Below are 23764 nucleotides of genomic sequence, written 5' to 3'. Positions count from 1 at the left end.
TCGGCGTCTCTCGGCGGTTGCTCACGCTCGCTCTCGATAACGAGATCGCCAATTGCCGGCGCTGTGACGGTATGAATAAGAATATCGACCGCGTCACCACGTCACCACGCGCCCGCCTGCGGCTGCGGCCGCCTGACTCACCGGAGGCGCTGGTTAGGCAGAGGCTCTGCGAGAAGTTCATGGAGACGCGGTCGGGAACTGGCGGGGATGTCGAAACCTGCGGCGCAACTGGTCAGTCGACAGCTGACTGGTCGATTGGCTTCGAGTCGTAATTGGCACCCAACCTGGTCAAGAATTCCTTCACCTGGCTTCCGACCGTGCGTGGCGCACTGTCCGCGGTTCTTCGGACCAGTTCATTAAGCGGTTTTAGCAAATCAGACTCGCACTTGGTGAGCTCAGCATAGGACCGATCGAGGAAGAAGGCCGCCGACGTGGTAGCCAGGTAACCGACAAGGTCAAGGAATAACTCGAGTTGCCTTGCTGCCCAGGGGAGATCGCTACTGGCATTTTCACCTATCACCATTGGCACGGTGTCCAGGTCCTGTTGCCAGAGCTTCCGTTCGAGCGGGTCGTCATGCAACGTGAGGACGGTTCCACGCCCAACGCCATCGTCGCTGTCGCCGCGTGCCGCCCGCACCTCATCAAGAAGTTCGTGAAAATCCTCGTCACTCAGTGAATAGCCCACAAAAACCATCTTGCGCATCATGAGCAAACCTTGGACCAGACCCATGAGTGCGCCGTACTGGCGCGGCATCCTGAGATAGTCGGACCGGGTCAGGATCATGCCTTGATGGTCATCGACGCTGCCGTGGAGTTTAAGTAGCAACCGTCCGTCTGTCTTGCGAGGGTCACGGGGCAGGACAGCTATACCGCTGCCGGATACTGCGGCGGCATCCTCGAACAACTTGTCGAAGTTGGTAGTCACTGCTTCTTTACTTGGTAAGGATGCGAGTAAGCCGTGAACAAGCGAGTAGAGCTTTCTTTCGGCAATGCGGTTGGCGACGCGCTTCTTGAAACTGTCGCTTGAGTCGCGCAATGCCGACTCGATTAGCGTCGCTTGGTCCCGCAGGTCCTTCTTCGCCAGGAGTTCACGCTCCTTGTCGGTGAAATTGGCCTTTTCGGCCATACCTTCCAGCAAGCCCTTCCAAGTATCGACGCCGGCGCCAGCGCTCACACCGGCGCCGATGAAGAGCACCAACTGGTGCTCGATGGCGTCTTGGGCCAATTCCTCAGCCTTTGTTATCAGGTCATCGCGAAGTGGCCAGGTGTCGGACGTGTTGGCGCGGACAAGGTAGTTGCGGCGTGCCCATTGGGCGGCAGCATAGGGAGTGTTCCCGTACGTGACGAGGATGATGTCGATCACGTGCCTCTTGGCCAACCGGCTCAAGGTCTCGACGAGCCCCGACGCCAGGTGGCCCTTTGTGCCCCTACCACCGCCTTTTCCTGAGCCGACCATGTTGACTGCCAAGCGGCGCAGCGGCCAGTTGTAAATGCGTTTCCGCATCGGATCATCCTGCGGTTCGGCGGCCTCATGTGCTACGAACTTTTCGACGACTGGAGCGAAAACGGAGAAATCCGATTGATCACCAAACTGCCCAACATTCCCCAGCCACACGCGTGGCCTATGGTGCCGTTTAGTGAGTGAAATGACATTTCGGCCGTTCCAAGAGACGGGAATTTCGTCTCTATAATCCTGGATTAGACCATCCCAATGGGGCTCAATTCTGAACGAGTCGTCCGTCGGGATCAGTACCGCGTCGCACGCGATCTTCGTCAAGTCACCGTTGATGATGAAGAGATGGCCGTCCATGCGCTAGAGCGTAGCGACAGTCCGCGTACACCGTCGCCGAATGCATTCGTGCCATCTGCCGCCTATGTGGCAAACCGATTGCGTATTGTGTTCACACCCGACGTCGCGAACAACGCTGCGTAACAGTGAAGTTGAAGACATCTGCGACCGAATGCCATCGAGGTGTCGTCGTCGACAAGGCGGGGAGACTTGTCCGACGCAAGCGAAGTTCACCGACCCGATGATGATTCCAATCGCGGAGCATGGGCGACCATGTGCATTGCTGACCCGACGAAGGGGCGTGGGTTGTCGAGCACCAGCGCAATCATCGATCCGCAGAATCGGATCGACTCCAGCCTCAGCAGCTGGCAGGACGAAGACCAATGCGCGCAGAGCTGGTTGCCGATATCGATCATCGACTCGTAGTACACGCCCCTGTTGTCGAGCTGTGCGATGAAGTCGTACTGATCGGCTCGAGCCCGGCTCGACATCGCCACCGCCCCCGCACACCGCGAGCACGTCTGAAATAGCCCCACGGCCGCGCATGATCCCCCTAGATTCGCGCGTCGCCGCCGACTGTAGACGCGGCGTCCGACACATACGCGATCGCAGATACTGCCCACGTTGTCGCGCTGCTGTTGTTGAATCGGGGGCATGGGTGAGTGCCACATCCGATGACCATCACGCGGAATGAGACTCCGCGACTTGCCAGCGCCGCCGAACGCAGGGTCTATCAGGTGCTCCTCGATCAGTTGCAGCCCAACGACCGCGTCATTCCCGGCCAGCGCGTCACCGACCATCTCAAGGACTACGAGGTCGATCGCGTCGGAAATCGAGCAGGATCCGAATTGGGGGTTACCGCGATAGACCTCACAATGATCGACCTATGGGACGAGCTGACCGACGTCGGCGAAAGTGCACGACAGATCGCCGACGACCGTCGCGCCACCGAATCGCTTCAGAAGAGCAGACTCCGGGACCACGAGGACATGAAGCGCACGATCGCCGAGGACAAGAAGCTCCGCAAGGAGGCGCGCTCACTCTCTTGGCCGCCCGCGTCTATTCGTTCGCCGGTTACCGGGACCACGTGCAGCGGCTCAGCATTACCGCTCGGCGTGACGAGAACGCGCTCAGTCGGGCCGTTCGACGAGTATCTGACGAGCAGGCAACAAACCGTCTGGTCTGAACGGTGTCGCGTGCGTCTGCCGCTCCTCGGGGTAGTCCATAGCAAATCCGCGCGTGACTGAATTGTCATACTCCATTGGCATAATGGATATGTGAAGCAAACAAAAACCGAGCGCGTGCACATCGTCGAGGGAACCGATTGGAAAGACGCGGCGATCGCCCTCATGGAGTCTCGCTGTCCCTATCGACCCTGGCGGTACGGCTTCGGCGAGATGCACGAAGGCGACCCGGTCGCGATCGTCCTCAACACGGATCCGCCCTCGATCATGACCACGCTCGGACGCATCGGCATCGATGGCCGGTCTGATCGAGCCGTGGTCGAGTGGCCCTATCCCGGTCCCGCTCTCCTGGACCTTGCCACGTTGACGGCGGTGGTCGACTTTCCCCACGATCAAGATCCGCGAAATGTATGGATGCGTCGCGGTGACGCTGCGGTTCGGCTCGAACTCGCGCTGAGGGAGACAGAGTGGCGGAACGATCAGTCGATGCGATTAGGGCACTCAAGCGCGGTCGCCGCACGCATCCTGTTGCATTCCGAGGGCCGCTGCACCGGCTGCGACTCGGGCATCGACCTGACGTGGTGGGACGCGCGCGACCATGCGCATATCCGTACTGTCGACGCGCCTCTGCGCGATCCGTCGGAGGTGCTGATCCAGGACAAGAGGGGCGAGGCCAGCTATGTCGACGGACCGTTCGATCCGAAGAGTTGGTTGCTTCCCGAGCTTCCGTCCGATTGGCCTGGCGTCCTGTGTCCGCGGTGCGCCACGCGCATGGACGAAGACGGGCACGCCACTCTGCTCGATTTCCGCTTCTCGCAGCACCCGAAGTGCCCGAACTGCGGAGCGGGACGCACCCAGCGCGCGCTCTACGGCATGCCCGCCATGCACATTCCGCCATGGCGCGATGCGCGCGGCTGCTGCGTGAAGCCCGAAACGTGGACCTGCACGGCGTGTGCATATCGATGGTGAACGTTTCGGTGGAACACCCTGTCCTTCACATTCACTCGAGGGCTCACAGCACTCCACGGTCTACATCACGTTCCGCCAAACCCTTCGCCGCGCGCAGTGTCGGCGTCGGGTCCCAGCTGACAGTTCGGCTGGCGCCGGCAACATGTCGCGTCAGCACCCAACCCGTCTCGTCACGAACCGCTACATACGTGCATTGAGCATCGCCGATCCATGACGTCATCGTGTGCGCGCCCGCGCGCAGTCGGTGCCAACGGTATGCACGTTTCGTCATCACACGAATCCCTCGTCGACGAGGATCGCGCCCGCGCTCGTGATCAGATGCTGTTGGCCGGACCCGCCGACCACGCGGCACCAACTCTTCACATCGAGGAAGTTCTCCTGCTGGCGGATGTCGAAGCCGCCATACATCCCCGGCACCGGAAACCACACGTGTTGATTCGGCACTTCGTGCAGTATTCCGACAAGTGGGTACCGCAGGACGTCTCGCGGATTGCGGCCGTCGAACAGGCAGCGGATGCGTCCGTCGATGACTTCAGTGAGATGACTATCAAGCGAACGGATTTCGTCCGATGAGAGCGGTGATGGCGGCGGCATCAGCTGCTGTTCAAGCAGGGTTCGCGACTCTTCGGCAACGCCGACGCCCTTGCCCCAGTGGATCTTGCGCGCCCGGTCTATGAATACGTCGTGTGCGGTTCGGCCCCTCGATTCCGTCAGCGTCAACAGCGCGCCTCGACGGATTAACGTGGCAACCACATTGGCCGGTGCGCCGTGCCAGGCCGCCTGGTGCAGCACCGTGAACCACGCGGTACCTCCCGGCCGCCACCAATTGATGTCAAGCTGCAACGTCGGATCGTTGAGCATTGTCAGCACGGTTGACCACTCACCTGTCTTGGCGGCATCGGCAAAACGGTGTGACGCGGCAACGACGTGATCGTGCACCAGCCCAGGATCGAGCGCGCCGCGCCACGCGAAGGGTTGGTCGCTCGGCGACGCGTCATCTCTCGACATTACGAGCACCTCCTTGGCGATTCGAGGCCGCGAGACTGCAAGCGTCGCAGCGCGTCTCGGAACGACCGGTTCGGATATGAGTCCGGCAACACGGCCTTGATGTCGCGCATTGCCTCGTCGACGTCGATGCCGCGCAGGCGTGCCCCGTACAGCGCCCCGACCGTCGGCGTGCGGCTGTACGCCCCCACGCAGTGGACCAACACCGTGCGACCCTCCCGTCGCAACTGCTCCACCAGGCGAACCGTGTCTCTCAGCACGAAGTCCAGATGCGGATTCTCGTCGCGCTCGGGCCGATCGATCAGCCGCACCTCCACATGCGGTATGTCGTCGCGTATGTCGTCGTCCGCCAACCGGCAGAGTGACACGACCGCGCCGACCTCCTCCGGCAGTTCGCGAAGGACGCCGATGCCGCCGAGCAGGACTCGGTCGTCATACGGGTGACGGGCGAACGTGTCGATCGGCGAACCCGGATACGAAAAGTCGAAATCGTCCGGTTTGCCGTTGCGCTCGATCGCCGTTGCGAGCCCCACCAGGTCGTGCGCGGTCATGCCGGGCCACCCGTGCAGCAGTCGCCGCCATTCTCCCGGGACCGCCGATGCCCCGTAGACGGCACCGAGTAGTCCTCCCGCGATCGCCGCGACCGTATCGGTGTCGTAGCCGGCCCGCACGGCGGCGTCCAACGCCAGCCGAAGATGATCGGCGCGGAAGGTTTCGGCTCTCGGATCGTCGGCGGGTACCGGCGTGGTGGCGATCGCCGACACCGCCGCCTGCAGGGCAGTCACCACCCAGCCGTTGTTCGGGAACGACGCCGGGGGAGCGGACTCGGCCTCACCCAGTCGCGTCGACCACAGATCGCGGCGGTCGGATGCGATGTGACGCAGTCCGATTCGCACATCGAGCTTTCCCGTACGCACGGCATGCCGGATCGCGCAGCACCACAACACGCACGCATCCGCCGCGTCGGGGTCGAAGTGCGTGAGCTCGCTGATCGCGCGCGCAGCCTCGACCAACGCGCCCTCATCGTCGAGGTAGGCGAGGGCCAGCGGCGCCGTGCGCATCAGCGACCCGTTGCCGGCCGTGCGGCCGGTGCGCTCATGAAGGTCGGCCGACAGGGCGCGGGCGCGCGCCGCAGTGATGACGCCGCCGCGCGCCGCTGCCGACAACACGGAACTGGTTTGAATCCCCACGTCCTTGGCGGTGAGTGACCACTCGCGCCACCTCTGCACGATGAGATCCTGGGCGTCTTCGCCACGCAGGTCGCCGCCGGTCGCGGCCACTTCCGCAATCGCGATGGCCATCGACGTATCATCTGTCCACTCACCGGCCGCCCATGGACCACCGCCGACCATCGCCACCTCTAGTTCTGGGCCGCGCGGCGGCTTGAACTCGTACGGCGCACCGAGCGCATCCCCGGCCGCGGTCGCCAGCAAGACACCTTCCACCCGATCGTTGTATGAAGTCATTGCGGCATTCCCTCCCTCGAGCTAATTTGAGCGCGCTTGCGCTAATTAACTTTCACTGTACGCTAGGGCACCGACATGAGCCAGCGACCCTACAAAGACTCCAGCGGGCGGACCCTCGCCGACTATCCGCGACCGTCCGTCGCAGTGGACACTGCCGTGCTCACGGTGGACGCCCATCACAGGTTGGTTGTGCTGGAAGTACGCAGGCCGACGTCCACCGGGTGGGTTCTGCCGGGAACCTTTTTGCACGAAGGGGAAACGCTGGCCGACGCTGTCGACCGGTCGTTGCGGCTGAAGGCCAACGTGCGGGGACTGCATCCGCGCCAGTTGCATGTCTTCGACGACCCGCATCGCGATGAACGCGGATGGGTGCTATCGGTGGCACATGTCGACGTGGTGCGTCTCGAACAACTGGAGTCGCGGTTAGCCGACGCGACGAGGCTCGTTCCGGTCGATGCTCCCGGGCGCCTGCCGTGGGGCCATAGAGGCATCATCGAGCGGGCGGTCGATCACGTCCGCGCCGACTACCTCGACAAGCCGGACCCCGCCGGCCTCCTCGGTGACCATTTCACGCTCCGCGATCTCCGGCTGGTGCACGAGGCCATCGCGGGAAAGGCCCTTCAGCGCGACACGTTTCGGCGCACGATGGAACCGCATCTCGATGCGACGGGTTCCACAACGATCCGAGGGCGAGGGCGCCCAGCAGAGCTGTTCCGACGGAGCGGGTAGTCGCATCCGCCGTCGCGTGGGTCGCTAAGTCTCTGTCCGACCGTCGACGTAAACTGGCGTTGCTTCATGAGATGTCGTCGCCAAGCTCCGACTGGACGGCACGCCAACCCCACGCTCGTGGGTGGCTCGGATGACGAAGCGGCCAACACCGACCGGTGTCGGCAAGAGCGCCTCCGTCAGCGGAGGCCCGAAGTTCGGAAGTGCTGCCAATGTCCAATCGCACTTGCGGGTCCTATATGCCCGGCCACGGGATGCATTGGATCCACGGGAAGAAGTCACTTGAGGATGGTCAACCGGTCATCCGCGTGAAAGTGGTTGCGGTCAATGATGATGGCTATATCGACATCGAAGGCGACGACCTCGAACTGACGCTCTGGCACCACAATCCCCATCGCCTGCGTTCGGCCTTCTACGTTGGTGGTATTGCTGAGTGGAGGCCGAAGTATCACGTGTTGTACGTGATCGGGAGTGGATCGTTCAATCTCGCAACGCGCGACCAAGTGAAGCCGTGCAAGCCGTCGAGGTGGACGTGACCGGTCGGGAGCGTCCTAGTCAGGCTTTCCGGGCCGCGCGTCCACAGCAGTAAATGGAAGGAGGCGAAATATTTCGCTGTGGCGGATTTTAGGACGCTCAGTGCTGGGATCTCGACGAGGCGGTCTGGGCCGTCCTGATCATTCGCTACGCGGACCGACTACGGCACACACGTAGATGTCAGACATACTCCTCCCTCGAAAGGACCAGCGTGTCGGTCGGCTTGGAGATATCGACGTACTGGTGTCCAGGGCGGTCGTTGCTCTTCAGCGCGTGCAGATACGTGATGACTTCTTCTGCCTTGGCAAGGTCCAGTCGCCAGATCACGCGATCGCCATTCAGCTCGACTCCGGACTCTCCGTCTCGGATTGAGAATTCATGCGTGATGCCGCCATTCTCCAGCTGCGATGTCTTGTGCTTCGCCGCATCCTCCATCGCCGCGCTGAACACGACCACGCCGGCGCCGTCCATAGCAAGGAGCACCAATCATCGCCAAGCATGAACTCTGGCGCGAATTCGGCGCGGATAACCACGATGCCTTCCCTGCGGAAGAGGTCAGTTCCGATGAGATCAACGATAGCGCCAAGGGCGCCCCTGGCATTCACCGCTTTGGCTACTGCGGCAGGAGCGCGAGATTGCCAACGGAGCGAACGGAAAGCTCGAGTTGGTTGCACCGTTTGACGGCGGATCGGTTTTAGCGCGGGGATCCGACGCCCCGGTACCGGGGTCAAGCGTCAAGATGATCAAATCCGATGGATCCGGAGGATGGTACGTACTAACAGGAATGGTCAATCCATGAACGCGCATTCGATATCAGATCCAATACGCCATTTCTTCGGGGCATACTTCCACGAGGACTGGGTTCTGGAGGCCGCTGACTGGCAAGGGGTTGTCGACAGTTACGTTCAGGACGAACAACCCTCTGCGGACTTGCTTCGCACGTTGTCCCAGGAAATCGATGACCTGGCTGGCGAGTGCACCGAACCCGACGCCGAACGACTTGTGACGCGCACGATGGGTGCCAACTACTACCCACTACCTGAATTCACCTATAAGGCGTGGCTCGGGCAGGTCGCCGCGCGGCTACGCCAGCACTCCGCTGCGATTGAGGGTGGTCCTACCCCTCCTACTGCTTGAGAACACCCCGTCGGCTGTGACGGATTGGAGTATCGCCAGCGTCGGACGAGTAGCCAGAATCCTCACTTTGCCGCCCAACCCGCCGGCACCGATGCCGGAGGAATCGCTTGCGTCTGGAAACAAATCCCACCCGATATCGCCGCGCGAACAGCGCAGGACTACTAGCGTGAATTCTCCGTAACAGCTGACGCTGGGAGGCAACGATGCAAGCCGAGTACGTGCCCGACCGAAGTGGCCCACATCGACTGGCGGCAATGTTCGCCGCGATCCTCATAGCGTTCCTGGGCATCGGGCTGCTCAGCCCTGCGCCCGCACACGCACAAGACGACGACTCTTACGTCATCGCCACCGATACCACTTTCGCGCCGTTCGAATTCCAAGACGAGGACGGCGAATTCGTCGGCATCGACATGGACCTTCTGCGCGACATCGCCAAGGACCAGGGCTTCCAGGTCGACATCAAGCCGTTGGGCTTCGACGCCGCACTGCAAGCGGTGCAAGCCAACCAGGTCGACGGCGTCATCGCGGGCATGTCGATCACCGACGAACGCAAGAAGGTCTTCGACTTCTCCGACCCGTACTTCGAGTCCGGCGTCCAAATGGCCGTGCTGGACACCAACAACGACATCAAGGACTACGAAGACCTTCGCGGCCAGCGCGTGGCCGTGAAGAACGGCACCGAAGGCGCGACGTTCGCTGAGTCGATCAAGGGCAAGTACGGCTTCGAGACCGTCTACTTCGCCGACTCCTCGTCGATGTACGACGAGGTGAAGACCGGCAACTCCGTCGCCGTCTTCGACGACTACCCCGTCCTCGCCTACGGCATCACCCAGGGCAACGGCCTGAAGACCGTGACGCCCAAGGAGAAGGGCGCCAGCTACGGGTTCGCGGTCAATAAGGGCCAAAACGCCGAACTCCTGGCCAAGTTCAACGCCGGCCTGAAGAACCTCAAAGAGTCCGGCCGTTACCAGGAAGTACTCGACACCTACCTCGGCGAAGACGCTGTCGCTGCGGACAACTCGTTCTTCGGCCTGCTCAAGAGCACCTTCCCGCTGTTGATGGAAGGCCTGAAGATGACCGTCATCCTGACGATCATCTCCATCGCGTGCGCGTTGGTGCTCGGCGTGATCTTCGGACTGATGCGGGTATCCCGCTCGATCTGGCTGCGTGCCATCGGCACCACATTCGTCGACATCTTCCGCGGCACACCGCTTCTCGTGCAGGCGTTCTTCATCTACTTCGGTATCCCCGCCGCGCTGGGCTTCGAGATGTCAGCCTTCACCGCGGGCATCATCACGCTCTCGCTGAACGCGGGTGCGTACATGACCGAGATCGTGCGCGGCGGCATCCTGTCCGTCGACAAGGGTCAGATGGAGGCCTCCCGCAGTCTGGGTGTCGGATATCTGCCGACGATGCGCAAAGTGATTCTGCCGCAGGCGGTCCGCACGATGATCCCGTCCTACATCAACCAATTCGTCATCACCTTGAAGGACACCTCGATCCTGTCGGTCATCGGCATCGCCGAGCTGACCCAGACGGGGCGGATCATCATCGCCCGCAACTTCCAGTCGTTCCAGATGTGGCTGATCATCGGCATCGTCTACTTCATCGTCATCATGGCGCTGACCAAACTCTCGGATCGCGTCGAGAAAAGGATCAACAAATGAACCAGCTAGTCCCGGAGGCCGCTACCGCCGAACCCGAAGGGGCCGTGAAGGTCCGCATCGAGGGACTAAAGAAGTCCTTCGGCGATCTGGAGGTGCTCAACGGCATCGACACGACGATCAGGAAGGGCGAGGTGGTCTGCGTCATCGGCCCGTCGGGGTCGGGTAAGTCGACGTTCCTGCGGTGCCTGAATAAGCTGGAGGACATCACCGAGGGCACGGTCACGGTCGACGAGTACGACCTGACCGACAAGAAGGTCGACCTCGATAAGGTCCGCCAGCGCATCGGCATGGTGTTCCAGCACTTCAACCTCTTCCCGCATATGACGGTGATCGACAACGTGACGATGGCGCCACTGCTGACGAAGAAGATGGACAAGGCCGCAGCGGAGAAGAAGGCGCTCGAACTTCTCGAGCAGGTGGGGCTCAAGGAGAAGGCGCACGTGAAGCCCTCGACGTTGTCGGGCGGTCAGAAGCAGCGCGTCGCGATCGCCAGAGCGTTGGCGATGAACCCGTCGATCATGCTGTTCGACGAGGCCACCAGCGCCCTGGATCCCGAGATGGTGGGTGACGTGCTCGAGGTGCTGCGTGAACTCGCTGCCGGTGGTATGACGATGGTCGTCGTCACCCACGAGATGGGTTTCGCGCGGGAAGTCGCCTCACGGGTGCTGTTCATGGACGGCGGCAACATCGTCGAGGATGCCCCACCGGCTGAACTCTTCGACAACCCCAAACATCCACGGCTGCAGGAGTTTCTGTCGAAGGTTTTGTAGGCGGAGGTTGGAGCGAACCGTCGAGACTGCGGGGGATGTATTGCAGCGCGTGGGTGTTCACTCTCCGCTGGTGCCCCAGCGATTAGCTCAGATGGCAGTCAGTTGCTTTCGGGCAGTTGTGGTTCGTAGTCGTCCCTGCTGTGGAAGATGATCTCAGCACCGCATCCAGGGCAATGGATCCAGTACTCGTGCCTCCTGTCGGCAACATCCCCCGCCGCGACCCATAAACGCTTGTCGATCACCAAGTCGGCATCGCCGTTCTGCGGGCAGCGGATACCCTCCCATGAGCCTGCAGCGACCAGCTTGGTCACCTCGGTCCACCGCTTCACTTGTGAAGCGTAATCGGGCATTTCGTCAGTCACTGCTGCCGTCTTCGAACGCGGCGGCCTGCTGGCGCAGGCGATCCGCGACCTGACCCAGCCACTCTTTGTAGGTCAGCGGCTGGGGACCGTAGTAAACACCGACTGTGCGCACCAAATAATGTTCCAAGTCCGGTTCCGCACGGGCCCCGCGCAGGTCGTCGATCTCCTGGGCCAGCGTCCGCAGGGGCCCAGCGGTGGGATCCTGGTTGGCATAGTTGTCGACGATTCCTTGCCAGTCATCAGCTTCGAGATCCCAGTCCTGATGGAAGTTCGCGGCTAGAAAGTGGTACAAGGCGGTAGAGATCGAGCCGTCGTTCATGGCTTGGGGAATCCTTCTGACAGCGAACGCAGTTCGGTTGCCGATGCGATGATGTGGACGACGCGCTCGGGCGAAACATTCTGTTCGACATCCGGGTCGATGGCCCTGGCTTGGTTGAGTACGTATTGGGCGGCTTCCCGAATCTGGGTACCGCCGACGACCTGCGCCTGGGCGCACATCTTCACGTACTCGAGCACATCTTCGAGGAACGCGCATCGCTGCCCATATGATCCCCGGGGCGTTGCCCGCAAGATGCGCTCGAGGTGACGAGTATCGCGGTGATGGAGCAGAAAATAGACCACCGACCAGTTGTCGCCAGCCTCCAGCTTGTCCAGCTTGGTTGCGGTGAGCTCCTCAAGCCATTGCTTCCGAAGCTGCTCGGGTATTTCATAGCTCCGGAATTCCCATTCGACGTCGTCGCGAGACATATAGAAACGGGAGCCGTCGTATTTGAAGAAGAGTTCGCGGGCACGGGCCATCGGATCCACGGTTCGGAACTCCTGTCTACTACTGGAAGCACTCGGGGAGGCCTGCGTCGACTGAACAGGCTTGCGTCAGTTCTTAATGCGGAGCGAAAGCCATTCGTCATCTTGCACTGGCTCAACTGACCGGCCACATTGCGACCAGATAAGTGTGGCGGGTAGACGCACAACCGGCGGAGCGATTCACTCGCTGTCGTTGTAAACGGTAAAGCGGCCTGATGGCCTGTCTACTCGCGCGACCACCTATACCCACATTGACAACCATGGCTTTCCTCGTCTCGTCTGTGTCTATGCGCTCGCGCGGTGCGAGTTGGGGGCGCCTGTCATTGATGTTTGAACATCTCGAGAATCCCCGAACGCGCTGTCTCGAAATTCTCCGAGATGGTCGTCTTAACTCGTTCCAATTGCTCCGCATCGCTTCTCGCCGCGAACGTCACTGACTTCACCAATTCTTCGAGCGGTACGTCGGGCTGCGGGGAAAATCTGGGGAGGTATTGCCACCTGCCGGAGCGATCATGAAGGCCGATCTCGTTTGGCGCGTCGACCGGCCCGATCATGCAGTTGATGTTGCCCTCCCGGGCCGACTGATAGATTTGAATCTTGCAATCGTCGGCGCGGTAGTAGACGACGGAAGCTCGCCGACCGCCTTCGTCGACGTTGTCATCGACCGCATCGAGCTCAAATCCCAACTCGGACAACATAGGTCCTACGACCGATTGAACTTCAGCGGAAAACGTCTCAGTCACGCTCATCCTCCTTTTATCCGCACCCACGAGTTTCCGACCCGCTCGTACCCATGCGCGCCTGCGTTTTCAAATAAGTACCGGATCTCTTTCGCAGAGAACGAGTCCGAATCCAACCGGAGTACATCTTCAAGTGACGAGAATCTCTTGAAATCTACAACACAGTCGATGCGAGCTAAACCATCTTCCATTTGTGTTGCAAGGAAACTCTCGTTGAGCCGCCAGGTTAAACCCGCTGCCTGCTGGCTATCCAGCCCCTGCTCCATCGCATTCCAGGTGTCATCTCCGGTGTAGAAGAAGATCCCTCCGTTGTTTCTCGCTTCACCGATGTACCCAGCGTCTTGCCCGTCCCACTTGCCGCGAACCAGGCGGTTTGCATCACCGAAGTGGTGCGCCGACAGGTCAGTCAGGTGGCGCGTGAGATCGGCTGTCGGCTGCCCGTTCACGAAGGCGGTGTTGAGATCTGTCGCCACGCCTGGCGCTTCTGGCACATAGGTCATGGGTCGTCGGCTAGCGCAAGCCTTCGTGGACGAGCTGCTCGATCTCGTTCATAGGCTTCGACATCAGATGACTGAAAATGTTCTCAATTGACCTGGGTACGACGGCGGAACCGTCGGACGTCCTCAGCTCAACGGCACCTTCCCGATCTGTCGCCGCAGATTCAACCCCTGGCGCCATCCCCAACCTTTGAAGCTGTGCGCCAAGGGATTTCGCACCAATAGCGCTACGCGTTATCGACGACCATCGCCAGATGAGGTACTTTTCGACGAGGTCAAATGTAGAAAATCTAGCCAAGTCATTCCGCCGCTGGTTGCGGTCATCGATCTTGTCGACGACCCACCAATCGTTCTCTTGCCGCAGGTGGAACGATTCGTTGTCCGATGTAAAGGCGACCTGGCAGTCTTCGCAATCCTCGGAGACTGCGACACCGCCGATTCGGGCGCGACTTGTCCATTCAAACCAATTTGCGGACAAGCGGGAGAAATCCACCATCACTTACTGCCCCTTCTCAAGAAGCCCCACTCGACCAGTGCATCAACCGAAGGCTCGTCTCCGTCTGGTGCGATGATTCGGTATTGCATTTCACCAACAGGTTGGTGAAACCACGGCGCCGCCTGTGATTTAACTGTCGCACCCCCGTTCACGAAAGCGTCGTCGAGCTTGATGCGACGCCGGAGCGTCAGGGGAGTAGTTCGCGAAGTAGTCCCAAACGCTAGGTGCTGAGTGTGAGTATCCACGCAATCAACGAGTTCCGCGGATCGGTCTAGCCGTGCGCCGAGAAACCGGCGTCCCCGAACAGGGCAGGGCGGGGAATCGAGCTTCCATGAACTGAGCTGTTACGCGCTGCCATCCTCGATCGCGCTGGCCTGCTTGCGTAACCGGTCTGCGATCAGGGACAACCATTCCTTATACATCAGCGGCTGAGGGCCGTAGTCAACGCCGACGGTGTACACCAAGAACTGTTTCAGTTCCGGCTCTGGGCGGGTGTCGCGCAAGTCATCGATTTCCTGGGCTAGTTGTCTCAGGGGCCCGACTGCGGGGTCCTCGTTGACATAGTTGTCGACGATTCCTTGCCAGTCATCAGCTTCGAGGTCCCAGTCCTGATGGAAGTTTGTGGCAAGGAATTGGTACAAGTCAGCAGAGATCGAGCCGTCGTTCATGGCTTGGGGAACCCTGTCAGCACGTACCATCCACCGTTTCCGTCACCTTTGAGTACCACTCTAACGCTGGTTCCCGTCGCCGCGTCAGCTGCGCCCCGCTCCAGTACCGTCCCGCCGGTGAAGGGCGCGTCGAGTTCGAGTTTGCGTGATGCTCCATTTGCGACCCAGTCGTTAAGGAGTTCCTGATTGTGTTGTAGTGCAGTGCTCACTGCTGAGGCTGCTTCGTCAGCTGTTGCAAATGTCGAGACCGTTTGAACATTGGTTGCCTCCAGGCGTGCGGCGAGGTCGGCCGGGGTCTGGGCGACGTGGCGTTCGATGAGGTGCCCACCGCTGGATTCGCTGTGGGTAAGGAGTGCGGCGGTTTCCTCAACCCCGAACTGCGCGGTGGCCCCGTCGTCGACATGGCTGTGGCCGCCGGTCGGTGTGTCTACGCTGGGCGCATCACCGCTGTGGCCGCGGCTGGATTCGACGCCGTCATGCGGAATGCCCGGCTCCACAACGTCATCGGCGTGGCGGCCCGCGGTAAACGCATCGAGCCCGTGTTGCAGCGCTTCGCCGATCGGTTTGGCACCGGGTAGCGGTAATGAGCCGGCAGTGTCGAGCACGGCTCCGAGCTGCTCGGCTCCGGAGTGCTCACCCCAGTTCGCGTACACATCGGCGATCTCAGCGACATCCGGCACGATTCCGAATGTCTTTTCGCTGATGTCGTGGCTGAACTCTGTGAGCCCTTCAGCGGCTTGCTCGGCCACGCTGGGCGGTGCGGGGAACGCTTGCACGTCGGCGTTGGGCGGAAGCGCAGGCACATCGACCCGCCGGCCTCCTGTTTCGGCTGCGGCCTGATTGAGGTTTTCGAGGATCTCGGTCTGCGTGGTCAGGTCAGCGCGAGCGTCAAACAGCGCCTGTGTCAACGGCTCGGTGACGTCGCGACCGGGACCAGCGCCGGGCCCCTGTATGACTGTCTGTGCGGCGGCGGCATCCAGATCGGCCTGGGCGGCGGCCACCGCTTGCTGGGCGGTCTCCACCCGCGCCAGCTGTTGATCCACGATCGCCGGGTCCGCCGCAGCGATCGGGCCTTCCAACGGGGACCGCATGTAGGGCGCGTCGGTGGGAGTCTTTTCCCCGCGTGCTTGGGCGGCCAGCCGATCCAGCACGCTCGGCGGCGTGGCGGCGCCGGGCCCGAACAGTGCCTCATCCACGTTGGCGGGTGTGTCAGGGTCGGCGCTCGATCCCTCTCCGGCCAACGCGTCCAGAGGGTTTGGCGGCCCGTCGTCGGCCGGTTCGGCGTCCTCACCTGCGGCCGCGTCCGGCCCGCCCTCCGATCTCTCGGCGTCGGGGCCGTCTGGTTCTTCTGGTGGCAGCAGCATGTCTTGCCAGGTGCGGTCGCCGGATTGCTCCTCCTTCGTGCCTTCTGGGTTGGCCTCGGTATCGGTTCCGGTCTTGTTGTCCACCAGCTGGACTGAGCTGTCAGACCGGTCATCGCGTTCACCGTCGAACCGAATACCCTCCAGCTCAACAGCTTTGTCCTGCAGACGCTTACCGACGAACTCATCCGTTTGCGAAAGTCGCTCGGCGAACCAGCGGATGTCCTCGGCGTGCTCGCGCGCCGCCATCGTCCGCGCAGCGATCTCGGTCTCATCTACCTCGCGGGTATCGGTAACCGACAGATCTTCGCCGACCTCGAACCCGTCTGCCTCGGCCGCGGCGATAGCACCCAGAGCTTCCCGCTTGGCCGCCTGAATGTCGCGGCTCCCGTCCTCGGCGATCTGAGCGCCCGCACGTTGCACGGCGGTCTGGCTGGCGACCACGACGGCATCGGTGGTCACCCGGTTCAGCGCGGCGTCTTTGGCATCGCCCGCCCAGGCGGTGTTGACGATGTTCGCGCGATGCTGGGCGAAAGCTTCGTCGGACTGGGTCGCGGACGCGCGCCACCGTCCCGCCGCCGCATCGAGGTCGCGGGTCGACCATTCCTCGATCTCCGAACGTGACGGCACCCCGAGTGCCGCGCCGACAGGACTCACACCGTCGCCGAAATGTCTTCCGCGCTACCGCCGTCGGTGTTGTCATAGCGAGCAGCAGCCACCGTCAGGTCGCCGGCTTGGCCCGACACCCGCGCGGACTGGCGGGCACGCGTCGCACTCATCGCGGCATCCAGGGCCGAAACGCCCGCGGCGCTGGGCTGTGCGCCAGTCGGGCCGCCCACGGCCGCGCCCGCCAACGTCCCGGCCGCGGCGTCACTGCCGGCAGCTGCCGCCCGAAGATCGCCCGAATCAACTTCCAGTTCGTTCCCCACGTCAACCTCCCATCGGCCTCACACGCCGCAGCCGAGACTAACTCAGCTGCGCTGTAGCTCTGCGCAGAAGTTTTCCGCGGTCTGCGCCGGGCTGGGTCCGGCGTCTCCCGAGCGGTGACTGCCGTCGACGGCCTGAGTTGTCAGTAGGTGCCGATAGCGTCGAATCAAGTCAACAGATGCCGCAGCCTCAGCCTGGCCCGGCATCTCACCTGCTGAGGGGAGCTCGTCATGATTCGACCCCACAACGCCACCGAAACCGTGGTCATCGTGCTCGGCGACGACGAAACCGTCCGCCGCTGTGAACAATTGACGGCTCGCGCCGCGCTGCGATCGACGACCGTCGTCGCGATGTTCGCATTCCCGGCGGGCGCGCCTGCCTCGCACGACGACTTGACCGAGGTCGAAGGAGTCGTCGCCGCACTGGCCCGGGCGATCTCGCTCCGGCTGCCGATATGGATGCCAGAGCCGATGGCGGACCTGAGGCGCGAGCAGCACTATCGCCGGCTGAGTCTGGTGCTGCAGCGGCATGGACTCGACCTGCTCGTGGGCCACGATCTCTGGCCGATGCCGGACACGGGCGGTATGAACGAAATTGACTACGCGTTACGCCGTGAGGTGCAGACCGTCGACGACCTTGATCGCGCGGCCCTGGCCGCTGCCGGGGTGGACAGTCTTGAGAGGGTCGTCGAACAGGCAGCCAACGCTTCACTGGCTGCCGCTCACGAAAATGATTGGCCACCAGTGCTTCCGCAGGCGGGCTTGCAGTGGGCCCAGCGTAGCCAGGCCGTCCTAGGCTATGTGCGCTGGCTGGTAGACGGTTGCGGTGTGACTCGTGCGGCGGCCGCGAGGGTGCTGAACTCGTCGGGTCAACGCTCCCCTGACGGCCGGGCGTGGCAGTCGCGAAACGTGTCGGCGTTGCTCGACGGTCACTACGACCGACAAGCAGCGGCATAACTCCTGGCGCCGCCCATGTGCTACATAAATGCTACAGTCGTAGCATGTCAACGGTCGCCTCCCGCGAACTGCGAAACGACACGGCGGGCGTGCTTCGTCGGGTCCAAGCCGGCGAAGAGGTGACGATTACGGTGAATGGGCGAGCCGTCGCGATGATCACCGCGGTGCAGCCCAGGCGTCGGCGGTGGGTGTCGAAGGGTGAATTGGTCAAGCGGCTCGAGACCAGCCAGGCGGATTTCGGTTTGCGCGATGACCTCGCGGAGCTCGCCGGTGAAACCACCGAGGAACTCGACGAGTTGTGACGACCGATCAGCCCGCCGCCGGCATCCTCGACACCTCGGTCTTCATCGCCAACGAGAGCGGGCGCCAACTCGAGACATCGCTGCTTCCAGAGGAACTCGCCACGACTGTGGTGACCCTGGCCGAACTGAACGCGGGCGTGCTCGCGGCGAAGACCTCCGAGATCCGAGCGCGTCGGCTTCGCACCTTGGATGCCGTCGCCGACATGACGGCGTTACCGGTCGACGAAGACGCGGCTCAAATGTGGGCGCTGCTACGCGTCCACCTCGCTGAGGCGGGGCGACGGGTCCGAGTCAATGACCTGTGGATCGCGGCAATCGCAGCCGCTAAACAGCTGCCCGTCGTCACGCAGGATGGGGACTTCGACGTCCTGGAAGGTGTCGCGGGTCTCGCAATAGTCCACGTCTGATTCCGCCTACCATTGTGCGCTGACATTGGCGGCGATCTGGTCGGCGATCCTCACCGCCGAGTCGCCAGGGTTGGCGCTGCACGTGTTGATGTCGATGATGACGTTGTTGCGCAATGCCAGTGCGCGCCCGCACGCCCAGCCGGGAGCACCAGCGTCCCGTTGCGCCGCAATGGTTCTCAGCGTGTCGTCCGCAACGGAGATGTGCCCGACCGACCACTGCGACCCGCTCTGCGTATGGATGTACTCGCTGCAGGCCGGCCACTGCTGGGCGGAGGCATCCAAGAACGCACGGGCCATCTCCACCGTGGGAAACAACACCACCGCTTGCTTGAGATAGTGCGTGAAGTCATCGCCGTTGTTAAGGCTCTGATCGCGCTCGGCCCGAAAGCCGCTCTCGGCATACACCGGCGCCTCCGCCGCGCCGTCGACGGCCAGGCATTCCGCAGGCGCCATGGTGGCGCTGTTGTCGGACATCGAGGTCTGGGTGTTAGTGACCGTCATCCCGACTGTGCCCATCGCGACGTTCACCTGTTCGGGGTGCAGCAGCAACTTGACCAACTCACGCTCGACGAGCGGACGCGGACTCATCGTTCGGGTGGTGGTCACCGACTCGGCGTTGCCGACATTGCTGACGCAGCCGGTGATCAGAACGGAGATGACTGCAACCGCCAGTGCGGCCGTGGGTCGGCGCATATGTTCCCTCCCGTCAAGGCGTGCGCAACCGATTCGTCGCGTGTCATCCCCCTATAACGCGCACTGAGGAAATGATGCAGCAGCACCGATGAGGCCTGAGCGAGGTGAACGGTGTTTCATGGTCACGATGAACAGTGCTTTTCATAACGGGTCGAGCACAGCGCGCAAATAACACACGAGGAGAGTGCGGTGACGGTGCAGCTGCGCTATCCGCAGAACGCGCCCTAACCCTCCGCAGCGACCAGCGACCCCAACTTCACGTCGGGGTTGTCCCGTTGGAACCCCTCAAGCCTCCATGGTGTCGAGAACAGCACCAGCATCACGCCGTCCGTGCGCGTCAGCACCTCCGCTGACACCTGCCGGTTCATGAACTCGGCGTCCGCTGGATCCACCACCCGCGCAACCTGATACGGCAGCGACTCCAACGAAATCGGCGCACCGATCTCCGTGGCCATCCGGTGGGTCGCCACCTCGAACTGCATCGGTCCGACCGCGGCCAGCACCGGTGCCTGCTCCCCGCGACGGTCCGAGCGCAGCACCTGAACGACACCCTCCTGCTCCAGCTGCTCGATTCCGCGGCGAAACTGCTTGTGCTTACTGGGATCTGCGCCGCGCGCCACCGCGAAATGCTCGGGCGAGAAGCTCGGTATCGGCGGATACTGCACGGGCACATCGACATACAGCGTGTCACCTGGCCGCAACGCAGCCGCGTTCGCCAACCCGATCACATCACCGGGCCACGCCGTGTCCAGCGTCGCGCGCTGCTGCCCGAACACCGACTGCGCGTACTTCGTCACGAACGGCTTACCCGTCGCGGCATGGGTCAGCACGTCCCCACGCTCGAACGTCCCCGACACCACCCGCGCGTACGCGATCCGATCCCGGTGCGCGGAATCCATCCCGGCCTGCACCTTGAAAACGAAAGCGCTGAAGGGAGATTCGACCTCGCGAAGCGCCCCGTCGACCGAAGCTGCCCCGCTCGGCGCCGGCGCCAGCTCGGCGAGCACATCGAGCAACTGATTCACCCCGAAGTTCAACGCCGCCGACGTGAACAGCGTCGGAGTCGACTCTCCGCCCAGAAACGCCGAACGGTCGTAATCGGAGCCGTCCATCGACAGCAGTTCGGACTCCTCGACCGCGGTCTCCCAGTCGACGCCCGCAGCAGCGAAAGCATCCGCCGCCTCGATGTGCTCTTCCGGCGCCGCGGTCGCGCCACCGGCGGTACGGGTGAACCGAATAAAACGACCAGTACGGCGGTCCAGCACTCCCTTGAAATCTCCGGCGATGCCGACCGGCCACGTCAGGGGAGTGGGCCGCAACCCAATCCGCGAGTGGATCTCGTCGATCAATTCCAGCGCGTGGCGACCCGGACGGTCCCACTTGTTGATCACCGTGATGATCGGGATTCCGCGGTGCTTACACACCTGGAACAACTTCAACGTCTGCGGCTCGAGACCCTTCGCCGCGTCGATGAGCATCACCGCGCAGTCCACCGCCGTCAGCACCCGGTAGGTGTCCTCGGAGAAATCCGCGTGGCCCGGGGTGTCGAGCAGATTGATCACGCACTCGCGATACGGGAACTGCAGCGCCGTCGAGGTGATCGAGATGCCCCTGGCCTTCTCCATGTCCATCCAGTCCGACACCGTCGAGCGGCGGCCCGCCTTACCGTGCACCGCGCCGGCTTCGGTGATCGCCCGGGCGTGCAGCGCCAGCGCCTCGGTCAGCGTGGACTTGCCGGCGTCGGGATGGCTGATGACGGCGAACGTCCTTCGACGGCCGGCCTCAGCAGAGATGCGGCCGGCGGGCGGCGCGGCGGCCAGGGCGTTTTCGGTCATAGCACCCGCGATGGTATTGGCCCCGGAGTGCAAACCGTTAATCGAGCCAGGTCAAGCCAGGATCGATGCGAGTTCTGCGCGGGGGATCGAGACCGTCCGCGGGCCGGCCGCCGAGATGGTCCACTGCCCCTGGCTGAGGAAGAACAGCACCGCGTCATCGGTGAGTGCGAAGTTCTTGTACATCCGCGCGCCGATGGGGTTGTCGCCGACGGTCACGCTCGGCAATTGCTTCTCCAAATCGGCCGCCACCAGACGGTCCAGCATCGCGACGGGATCGGCGTCCGGTTTGAACAACTCGTCGAAGGTGATCGGCGCCTTCTTGCCGAGGTCGTAATTGAGGGCGTCGTAGTTCGTCACCGGGTGAGCGCCACCGAAGTTGACGTACTCCTCGAAGACCAGGCTTTCGGTGCCCGAGCCCGGCGCACCCGATCGGAATGTCTGCGACTTGATGTCGAGCGCCTTGGGCACATCGCGGGCCGGAGAATCCTCGACCAAGTCGATGAACTCGTCGCGTTGATCGGTCAGGACGTCCTCCACCGCGCCTTGGTCGGGATAGTCGACGGGGAAGCTCATGTCGATCGTGTAGTCGGGCGTCTCGGTGTGGACCGTGCAGAGGCCGGCAGCACCGACCGTTCCCTCGAGCTCGGTGCACGCGGAGGACCCCGCAGCCGTGGCGGTCGGCGCCGCGGACGTGGTGGCCGTCCCGGACGTCGAGGTTGTCGGCGGCGTCGTGACGGCCTCCGACGGCGCCGGTTCGGTGGAGCTGTCGCACGCCGCCACGGTGAGGATCACCGCGACCGCAATCACCAGGTGCCGCTTCGTCATGTATGGAGCATGCCTCACTCGACATCACCGGTCACTGCAATCACCAGGGTCAGCCGACGGCGGACGCCGACGGCGGGGCCGAACCACCCTCCGGCTCGCGGTCCGTCATCAACGCGGCGATCGCGTCGCGGTCGGCCGCCGAGGGAAGGCCCATCCCGCGCGCATACCCGTAGACCTCATGCAGCGGGGTCGAGCCAGTGCGGCCCTGAAGAATGTCCACCGACTCCGTCCTGATCAAACCGGGATGCTCCACGCCGCAGGCCTCGGCCACCTTGACCAAATCGCGGCGCAGCGTCTTGACGTAGTTCGCCATCCGCTCGGCCTTGACTTCCGGCACCACGCCGCGGGCCAGCCACGCGTTCTGAGTGGCGACGCCGGTGGGACACGTGTCGGTGTGGCACTTCTGCGCCTGAATGCAGCCGATGGCGAGCATGGCCTCCCGTGCGACATTGACCATGTCGCAGCCGAGCGCGAAGCCGATGATCGCGTTGTCGGGCAGGCCGAGCTTGCCGCCACCGATGAAGACGACCTGCTCGTGCAGATCCCGCTCGGCGAAGATTTGGTACACCTGAGCGAACCCGAGTTGGAAGGGCAGCGAAACGGTGTCGGTGAAGATCATCGGCGCCGCGCCCGTGCCGCCCTCGCCGCCATCGATGGTCACGAAGTCGACCCCGCGCCCGGTCTCGCGCATGAGATCGGTTAGCTCGCACCAGAATTCGAGATCACCGACGGCCGACTTGATCCCGACCGGCAAACCCGTCTCCGCGGCGAGCAGTTCCACCCAGTCCAGCAAGCTGTCGGTGTCGCTGAACTCCGCATGTCGCGACGGACTGATGCAGTCGCGGCCCTCCGGCACCCCGCGCGCCTCGGCGATCTCGGCCGACACCTTCGGCGCGGGCAGCAGCCCACCGAGGCTCGGCTTGGCACCCTGACTGAGCTTGATCTCGAGAGCACGCACCGGAGCGCCGGCCACCACGGCCTTGAGCTTGTCGAGATCGAAACGACCCTCCTCGTCCCGGCAGCCGAAATACGCTGTGCCGATCTGGAAGACGAGCTCGCCGCCATGCCGGTGATATCGCGAAATGCCGCCCTCGCCGGTGTTGTGTAGACAGTCGGCCAGCGCGGCGCCGCGGTTCAGTGCCTCGACGGCGTTGCCTGACAGCGAGCCGAAACTCATTGCCGAAATGTTGACGATTGACTTGGGCCGGAATGCCTTGGGGCGGTTGCGCGCTGCGCCTATCACTTTGGCGCAGGGCACCTCGAGTTCGTGCCCGGCCTTCGGCGCCGACGGCGGGTCGGCTCTGCTGAACGTGCGGTGCTTGATCACCGGATAGCCGGCGGTGTACTCGAGATCGTTGTCGGTGCCGAAGCCGAAGTAGTTGTTCTCCTTCTTCGCCGAGGCGTACACCCAGCGACGCTGATCGCGAGTGAACGGGCGCTCCTCGTCGTTGGCCGCCACGATGTACTGCCGAAGCTCGGGGCCGATCGCTTCGATCAGATAGCGAGCGTGTCCGAGCAGCGGATAGTTGCGCAGCAGCGCGTGCTTGCGCTGGAACAGGTCGCGCGCGACGACAGCCCCCACCGTCGAGGCGGCCGCCGCCGCGAGTGTGCGAACAGCTCTGCCCATGTGGGCAGTGTTTCCGC

The 23764-nt window shown here is 62.9% G+C and carries 29 protein-coding genes and 1 riboswitch; of the genes, 10 read left to right on the top strand and 19 right to left on the bottom strand.

The genetic code is table 11. From position 1 onward, the window contains the following. Positions 1-232: 232 nt before the first annotated feature. Together G6N36_RS14725 and G6N36_RS29810 are read right to left on the bottom strand one after the other, a co-directional pair. A complete protein-coding gene (locus G6N36_RS14725; protein ID WP_163687131.1) occupies positions 233-1810 on the bottom strand; it encodes an SIR2 family NAD-dependent protein deacylase in 1578 nt (525 codons plus the stop codon). Positions 1811-2019: 209 nt separating this feature from the next. Continuing rightward, entirely contained in the window at positions 2020-2280 is a 261-nt protein-coding gene (locus G6N36_RS29810) for a hypothetical protein (protein ID WP_235690055.1), read from the bottom strand. A 183-nt stretch (positions 2281-2463) separates the two neighbouring features. On the opposite strand from G6N36_RS29810, the gene G6N36_RS14715 reads away from it, so the two are divergent. After that, on the top strand, positions 2464-3036 hold the full coding sequence (locus tag G6N36_RS14715; protein ID WP_163683895.1) for a hypothetical protein: 573 nt from the start codon (positions 2464-2466) through the stop codon (positions 3034-3036). A 30-nt stretch (positions 3037-3066) separates the two neighbouring features. Next, positions 3067-3942 carry a hypothetical protein gene (locus tag G6N36_RS14710; RefSeq protein ID WP_163687130.1) on the top strand — a complete coding sequence of 292 codons (876 nt, stop codon included), beginning with the start codon at positions 3067-3069 and terminating at the stop codon, positions 3940-3942. A gap of 43 nt (positions 3943-3985) precedes the next feature. Here the strand turns inward: G6N36_RS14710 and G6N36_RS14705 are convergent, their stop codons facing one another. From G6N36_RS14705 to G6N36_RS14695, 3 genes are read right to left on the bottom strand one after another with little or no spacing between them, the layout of a single operon-like run. Continuing rightward, the gene (locus tag G6N36_RS14705) at positions 3986-4213 is read right to left on the bottom strand and encodes a hypothetical protein (protein ID WP_163687129.1); all 228 of its coding nucleotides are present in this window, start codon (positions 4211-4213) and stop codon (positions 3986-3988) included. Next, entirely contained in the window at positions 4213-4950 is a 738-nt protein-coding gene (locus tag G6N36_RS14700; protein ID WP_163687128.1) for an ankyrin repeat domain-containing protein, read from the bottom strand. The genes G6N36_RS14705 and G6N36_RS14700 overlap by 1 nt, the downstream gene beginning before the upstream one ends. Next, complete coding sequence (locus G6N36_RS14695) at positions 4950-6413, bottom strand: ADP-ribosylglycohydrolase family protein (protein ID WP_163687127.1); 1464 nt, start codon at positions 6411-6413, stop codon at positions 4950-4952. The genes G6N36_RS14700 and G6N36_RS14695 overlap by 1 nt, the downstream gene beginning before the upstream one ends. Before the next feature lie 75 nt (positions 6414-6488). Between G6N36_RS14695 and G6N36_RS14690 the strand changes: the two genes are divergently transcribed. Both G6N36_RS14690 and G6N36_RS14685 read left to right on the top strand, forming a co-directional pair. Next, complete coding sequence (locus G6N36_RS14690) at positions 6489-7142, top strand: NUDIX hydrolase (protein ID WP_163687126.1); 654 nt, start codon at positions 6489-6491, stop codon at positions 7140-7142. A 62-nt stretch (positions 7143-7204) separates the two neighbouring features. Continuing rightward, positions 7205-7316: riboswitch (SAM riboswitch) on the top strand. A 35-nt stretch (positions 7317-7351) separates the two neighbouring features. Then, positions 7352-7675 carry a hypothetical protein gene (locus G6N36_RS14685; RefSeq protein WP_163687125.1) on the top strand — a complete coding sequence of 108 codons (324 nt, stop codon included), beginning with the start codon at positions 7352-7354 and terminating at the stop codon, positions 7673-7675. Positions 7676-7853: 178 nt separating this feature from the next. On the opposite strand, the gene G6N36_RS14680 is transcribed toward G6N36_RS14685, so the two are convergent. Further along, positions 7854-8144, bottom strand: a complete 291-nt coding sequence (locus G6N36_RS14680) for a hypothetical protein (protein WP_163687124.1) — start codon at positions 8142-8144, stop codon at positions 7854-7856. A gap of 324 nt (positions 8145-8468) precedes the next feature. Here G6N36_RS14680 and G6N36_RS14675 point away from each other — a divergent pair, with 324 nt between their 5' ends. From G6N36_RS14675 to G6N36_RS14665, 3 genes are all read left to right on the top strand, one after another. Next, positions 8469-8810 (top strand): contact-dependent growth inhibition system immunity protein, encoded by a 342-nt coding sequence (locus G6N36_RS14675; protein WP_163687123.1) that lies wholly within the window; start codon positions 8469-8471, stop codon positions 8808-8810. 254 nt (positions 8811-9064) lie between these two features. Then, the gene (locus tag G6N36_RS14670) at positions 9065-10477 is read left to right on the top strand and encodes an amino acid ABC transporter substrate-binding protein/permease (RefSeq protein WP_163690692.1); all 1413 of its coding nucleotides are present in this window, start codon (positions 9065-9067) and stop codon (positions 10475-10477) included. Continuing rightward, entirely contained in the window at positions 10474-11247 is a 774-nt protein-coding gene (locus G6N36_RS14665) for an amino acid ABC transporter ATP-binding protein (RefSeq protein WP_163687122.1), read from the top strand. Before G6N36_RS14670 ends, G6N36_RS14665 begins: the two co-directional genes overlap by 4 nt. A 98-nt stretch (positions 11248-11345) precedes the next feature. On the opposite strand, the gene G6N36_RS14660 is transcribed toward G6N36_RS14665, so the two are convergent. The 9 genes from G6N36_RS14660 to G6N36_RS14620 form a co-directional block, all read right to left on the bottom strand. After that, positions 11346-11609, bottom strand: a complete 264-nt coding sequence (locus G6N36_RS14660) for a hypothetical protein (RefSeq protein ID WP_163687121.1) — start codon at positions 11607-11609, stop codon at positions 11346-11348. Next, positions 11602-11928 (bottom strand): contact-dependent growth inhibition system immunity protein, encoded by a 327-nt coding sequence (locus G6N36_RS14655; RefSeq protein WP_163687120.1) that lies wholly within the window; start codon positions 11926-11928, stop codon positions 11602-11604. Before G6N36_RS14655 ends, G6N36_RS14660 begins: the two co-directional genes overlap by 8 nt. Next, complete coding sequence (locus G6N36_RS14650) at positions 11925-12416, bottom strand: hypothetical protein (RefSeq protein ID WP_163687119.1); 492 nt, start codon at positions 12414-12416, stop codon at positions 11925-11927. Before G6N36_RS14650 ends, G6N36_RS14655 begins: the two co-directional genes overlap by 4 nt. Positions 12417-12733: 317 nt before the next feature. Then, positions 12734-13156, bottom strand: a complete 423-nt coding sequence (locus G6N36_RS14645; RefSeq protein ID WP_163687118.1) for a hypothetical protein — start codon at positions 13154-13156, stop codon at positions 12734-12736. A 2-nt stretch (positions 13157-13158) separates the two neighbouring features. Then, positions 13159-13653: a hypothetical protein gene (locus G6N36_RS14640; protein WP_163687117.1), complete on the bottom strand. Its 495-nt coding sequence runs from the start codon at positions 13651-13653 to the stop codon at positions 13159-13161. A 10-nt stretch (positions 13654-13663) separates the two neighbouring features. Next, complete coding sequence (locus tag G6N36_RS14635) at positions 13664-14146, bottom strand: Imm61 family immunity protein (RefSeq protein ID WP_235690276.1); 483 nt, start codon at positions 14144-14146, stop codon at positions 13664-13666. Positions 14147-14490: 344 nt separating this feature from the next. Beyond that, positions 14491-14814 carry a contact-dependent growth inhibition system immunity protein gene (locus G6N36_RS14630; protein WP_163687115.1) on the bottom strand — a complete coding sequence of 108 codons (324 nt, stop codon included), beginning with the start codon at positions 14812-14814 and terminating at the stop codon, positions 14491-14493. Beyond that, positions 14811-16832: an RNase A-like domain-containing protein gene (locus G6N36_RS14625; RefSeq protein WP_235690053.1), complete on the bottom strand. Its 2022-nt coding sequence runs from the start codon at positions 16830-16832 to the stop codon at positions 14811-14813. The genes G6N36_RS14630 and G6N36_RS14625 overlap by 4 nt, the downstream gene beginning before the upstream one ends. Further along, positions 16829-17104, bottom strand: a complete 276-nt coding sequence (locus tag G6N36_RS14620) for a type VII secretion target (RefSeq protein WP_163687114.1) — start codon at positions 17102-17104, stop codon at positions 16829-16831. Before G6N36_RS14620 ends, G6N36_RS14625 begins: the two co-directional genes overlap by 4 nt. A 228-nt stretch (positions 17105-17332) precedes the next feature. On the opposite strand from G6N36_RS14620, the gene G6N36_RS14615 reads away from it, so the two are divergent. From G6N36_RS14615 to G6N36_RS14605, 3 genes are read left to right on the top strand one after another with little or no spacing between them, the layout of a single operon-like run. Then, complete coding sequence (locus G6N36_RS14615) at positions 17333-18058, top strand: hypothetical protein (RefSeq protein WP_163687113.1); 726 nt, start codon at positions 17333-17335, stop codon at positions 18056-18058. A gap of 44 nt (positions 18059-18102) precedes the next feature. After that, a complete protein-coding gene (locus G6N36_RS14610) occupies positions 18103-18360 on the top strand; it encodes a type II toxin-antitoxin system Phd/YefM family antitoxin (protein ID WP_163687112.1) in 258 nt (85 codons plus the stop codon). Further along, positions 18357-18767, top strand: a complete 411-nt coding sequence (locus G6N36_RS14605; RefSeq protein ID WP_163687111.1) for a type II toxin-antitoxin system VapC family toxin — start codon at positions 18357-18359, stop codon at positions 18765-18767. The genes G6N36_RS14610 and G6N36_RS14605 overlap by 4 nt, the downstream gene beginning before the upstream one ends. A 6-nt stretch (positions 18768-18773) precedes the next feature. Here G6N36_RS14605 and G6N36_RS14600 read toward each other — a convergent pair whose 3' ends face one another. The 4 genes from G6N36_RS14600 to G6N36_RS14585 form a co-directional block, all read right to left on the bottom strand. After that, positions 18774-19460: a sensor domain-containing protein gene (locus G6N36_RS14600; protein WP_163687110.1), complete on the bottom strand. Its 687-nt coding sequence runs from the start codon at positions 19458-19460 to the stop codon at positions 18774-18776. 224 nt (positions 19461-19684) lie between these two features. Further along, positions 19685-21295, bottom strand: a complete 1611-nt coding sequence (locus G6N36_RS14595) for a peptide chain release factor 3 (protein ID WP_163687109.1) — start codon at positions 21293-21295, stop codon at positions 19685-19687. A gap of 51 nt (positions 21296-21346) precedes the next feature. Then, positions 21347-22120 (bottom strand): esterase, encoded by a 774-nt coding sequence (locus G6N36_RS14590; protein ID WP_163687108.1) that lies wholly within the window; start codon positions 22118-22120, stop codon positions 21347-21349. 49 nt (positions 22121-22169) lie between these two features. Then, positions 22170-23747, bottom strand: coding sequence for an FMN-binding glutamate synthase family protein (locus G6N36_RS14585; protein WP_163687107.1), 1578 nt, complete (start codon positions 23745-23747; stop codon positions 22170-22172). Positions 23748-23764 lie beyond the last annotated feature (17 nt).

The sequence above is a fragment of the Mycolicibacterium gadium genome (genome assembly GCF_010728925.1).
GTDB lineage: Bacteria > Actinomycetota > Actinomycetes > Mycobacteriales > Mycobacteriaceae > Mycobacterium > Mycobacterium gadium.
This window is presented reverse-complemented; position numbering and strand designations above follow the sequence as displayed.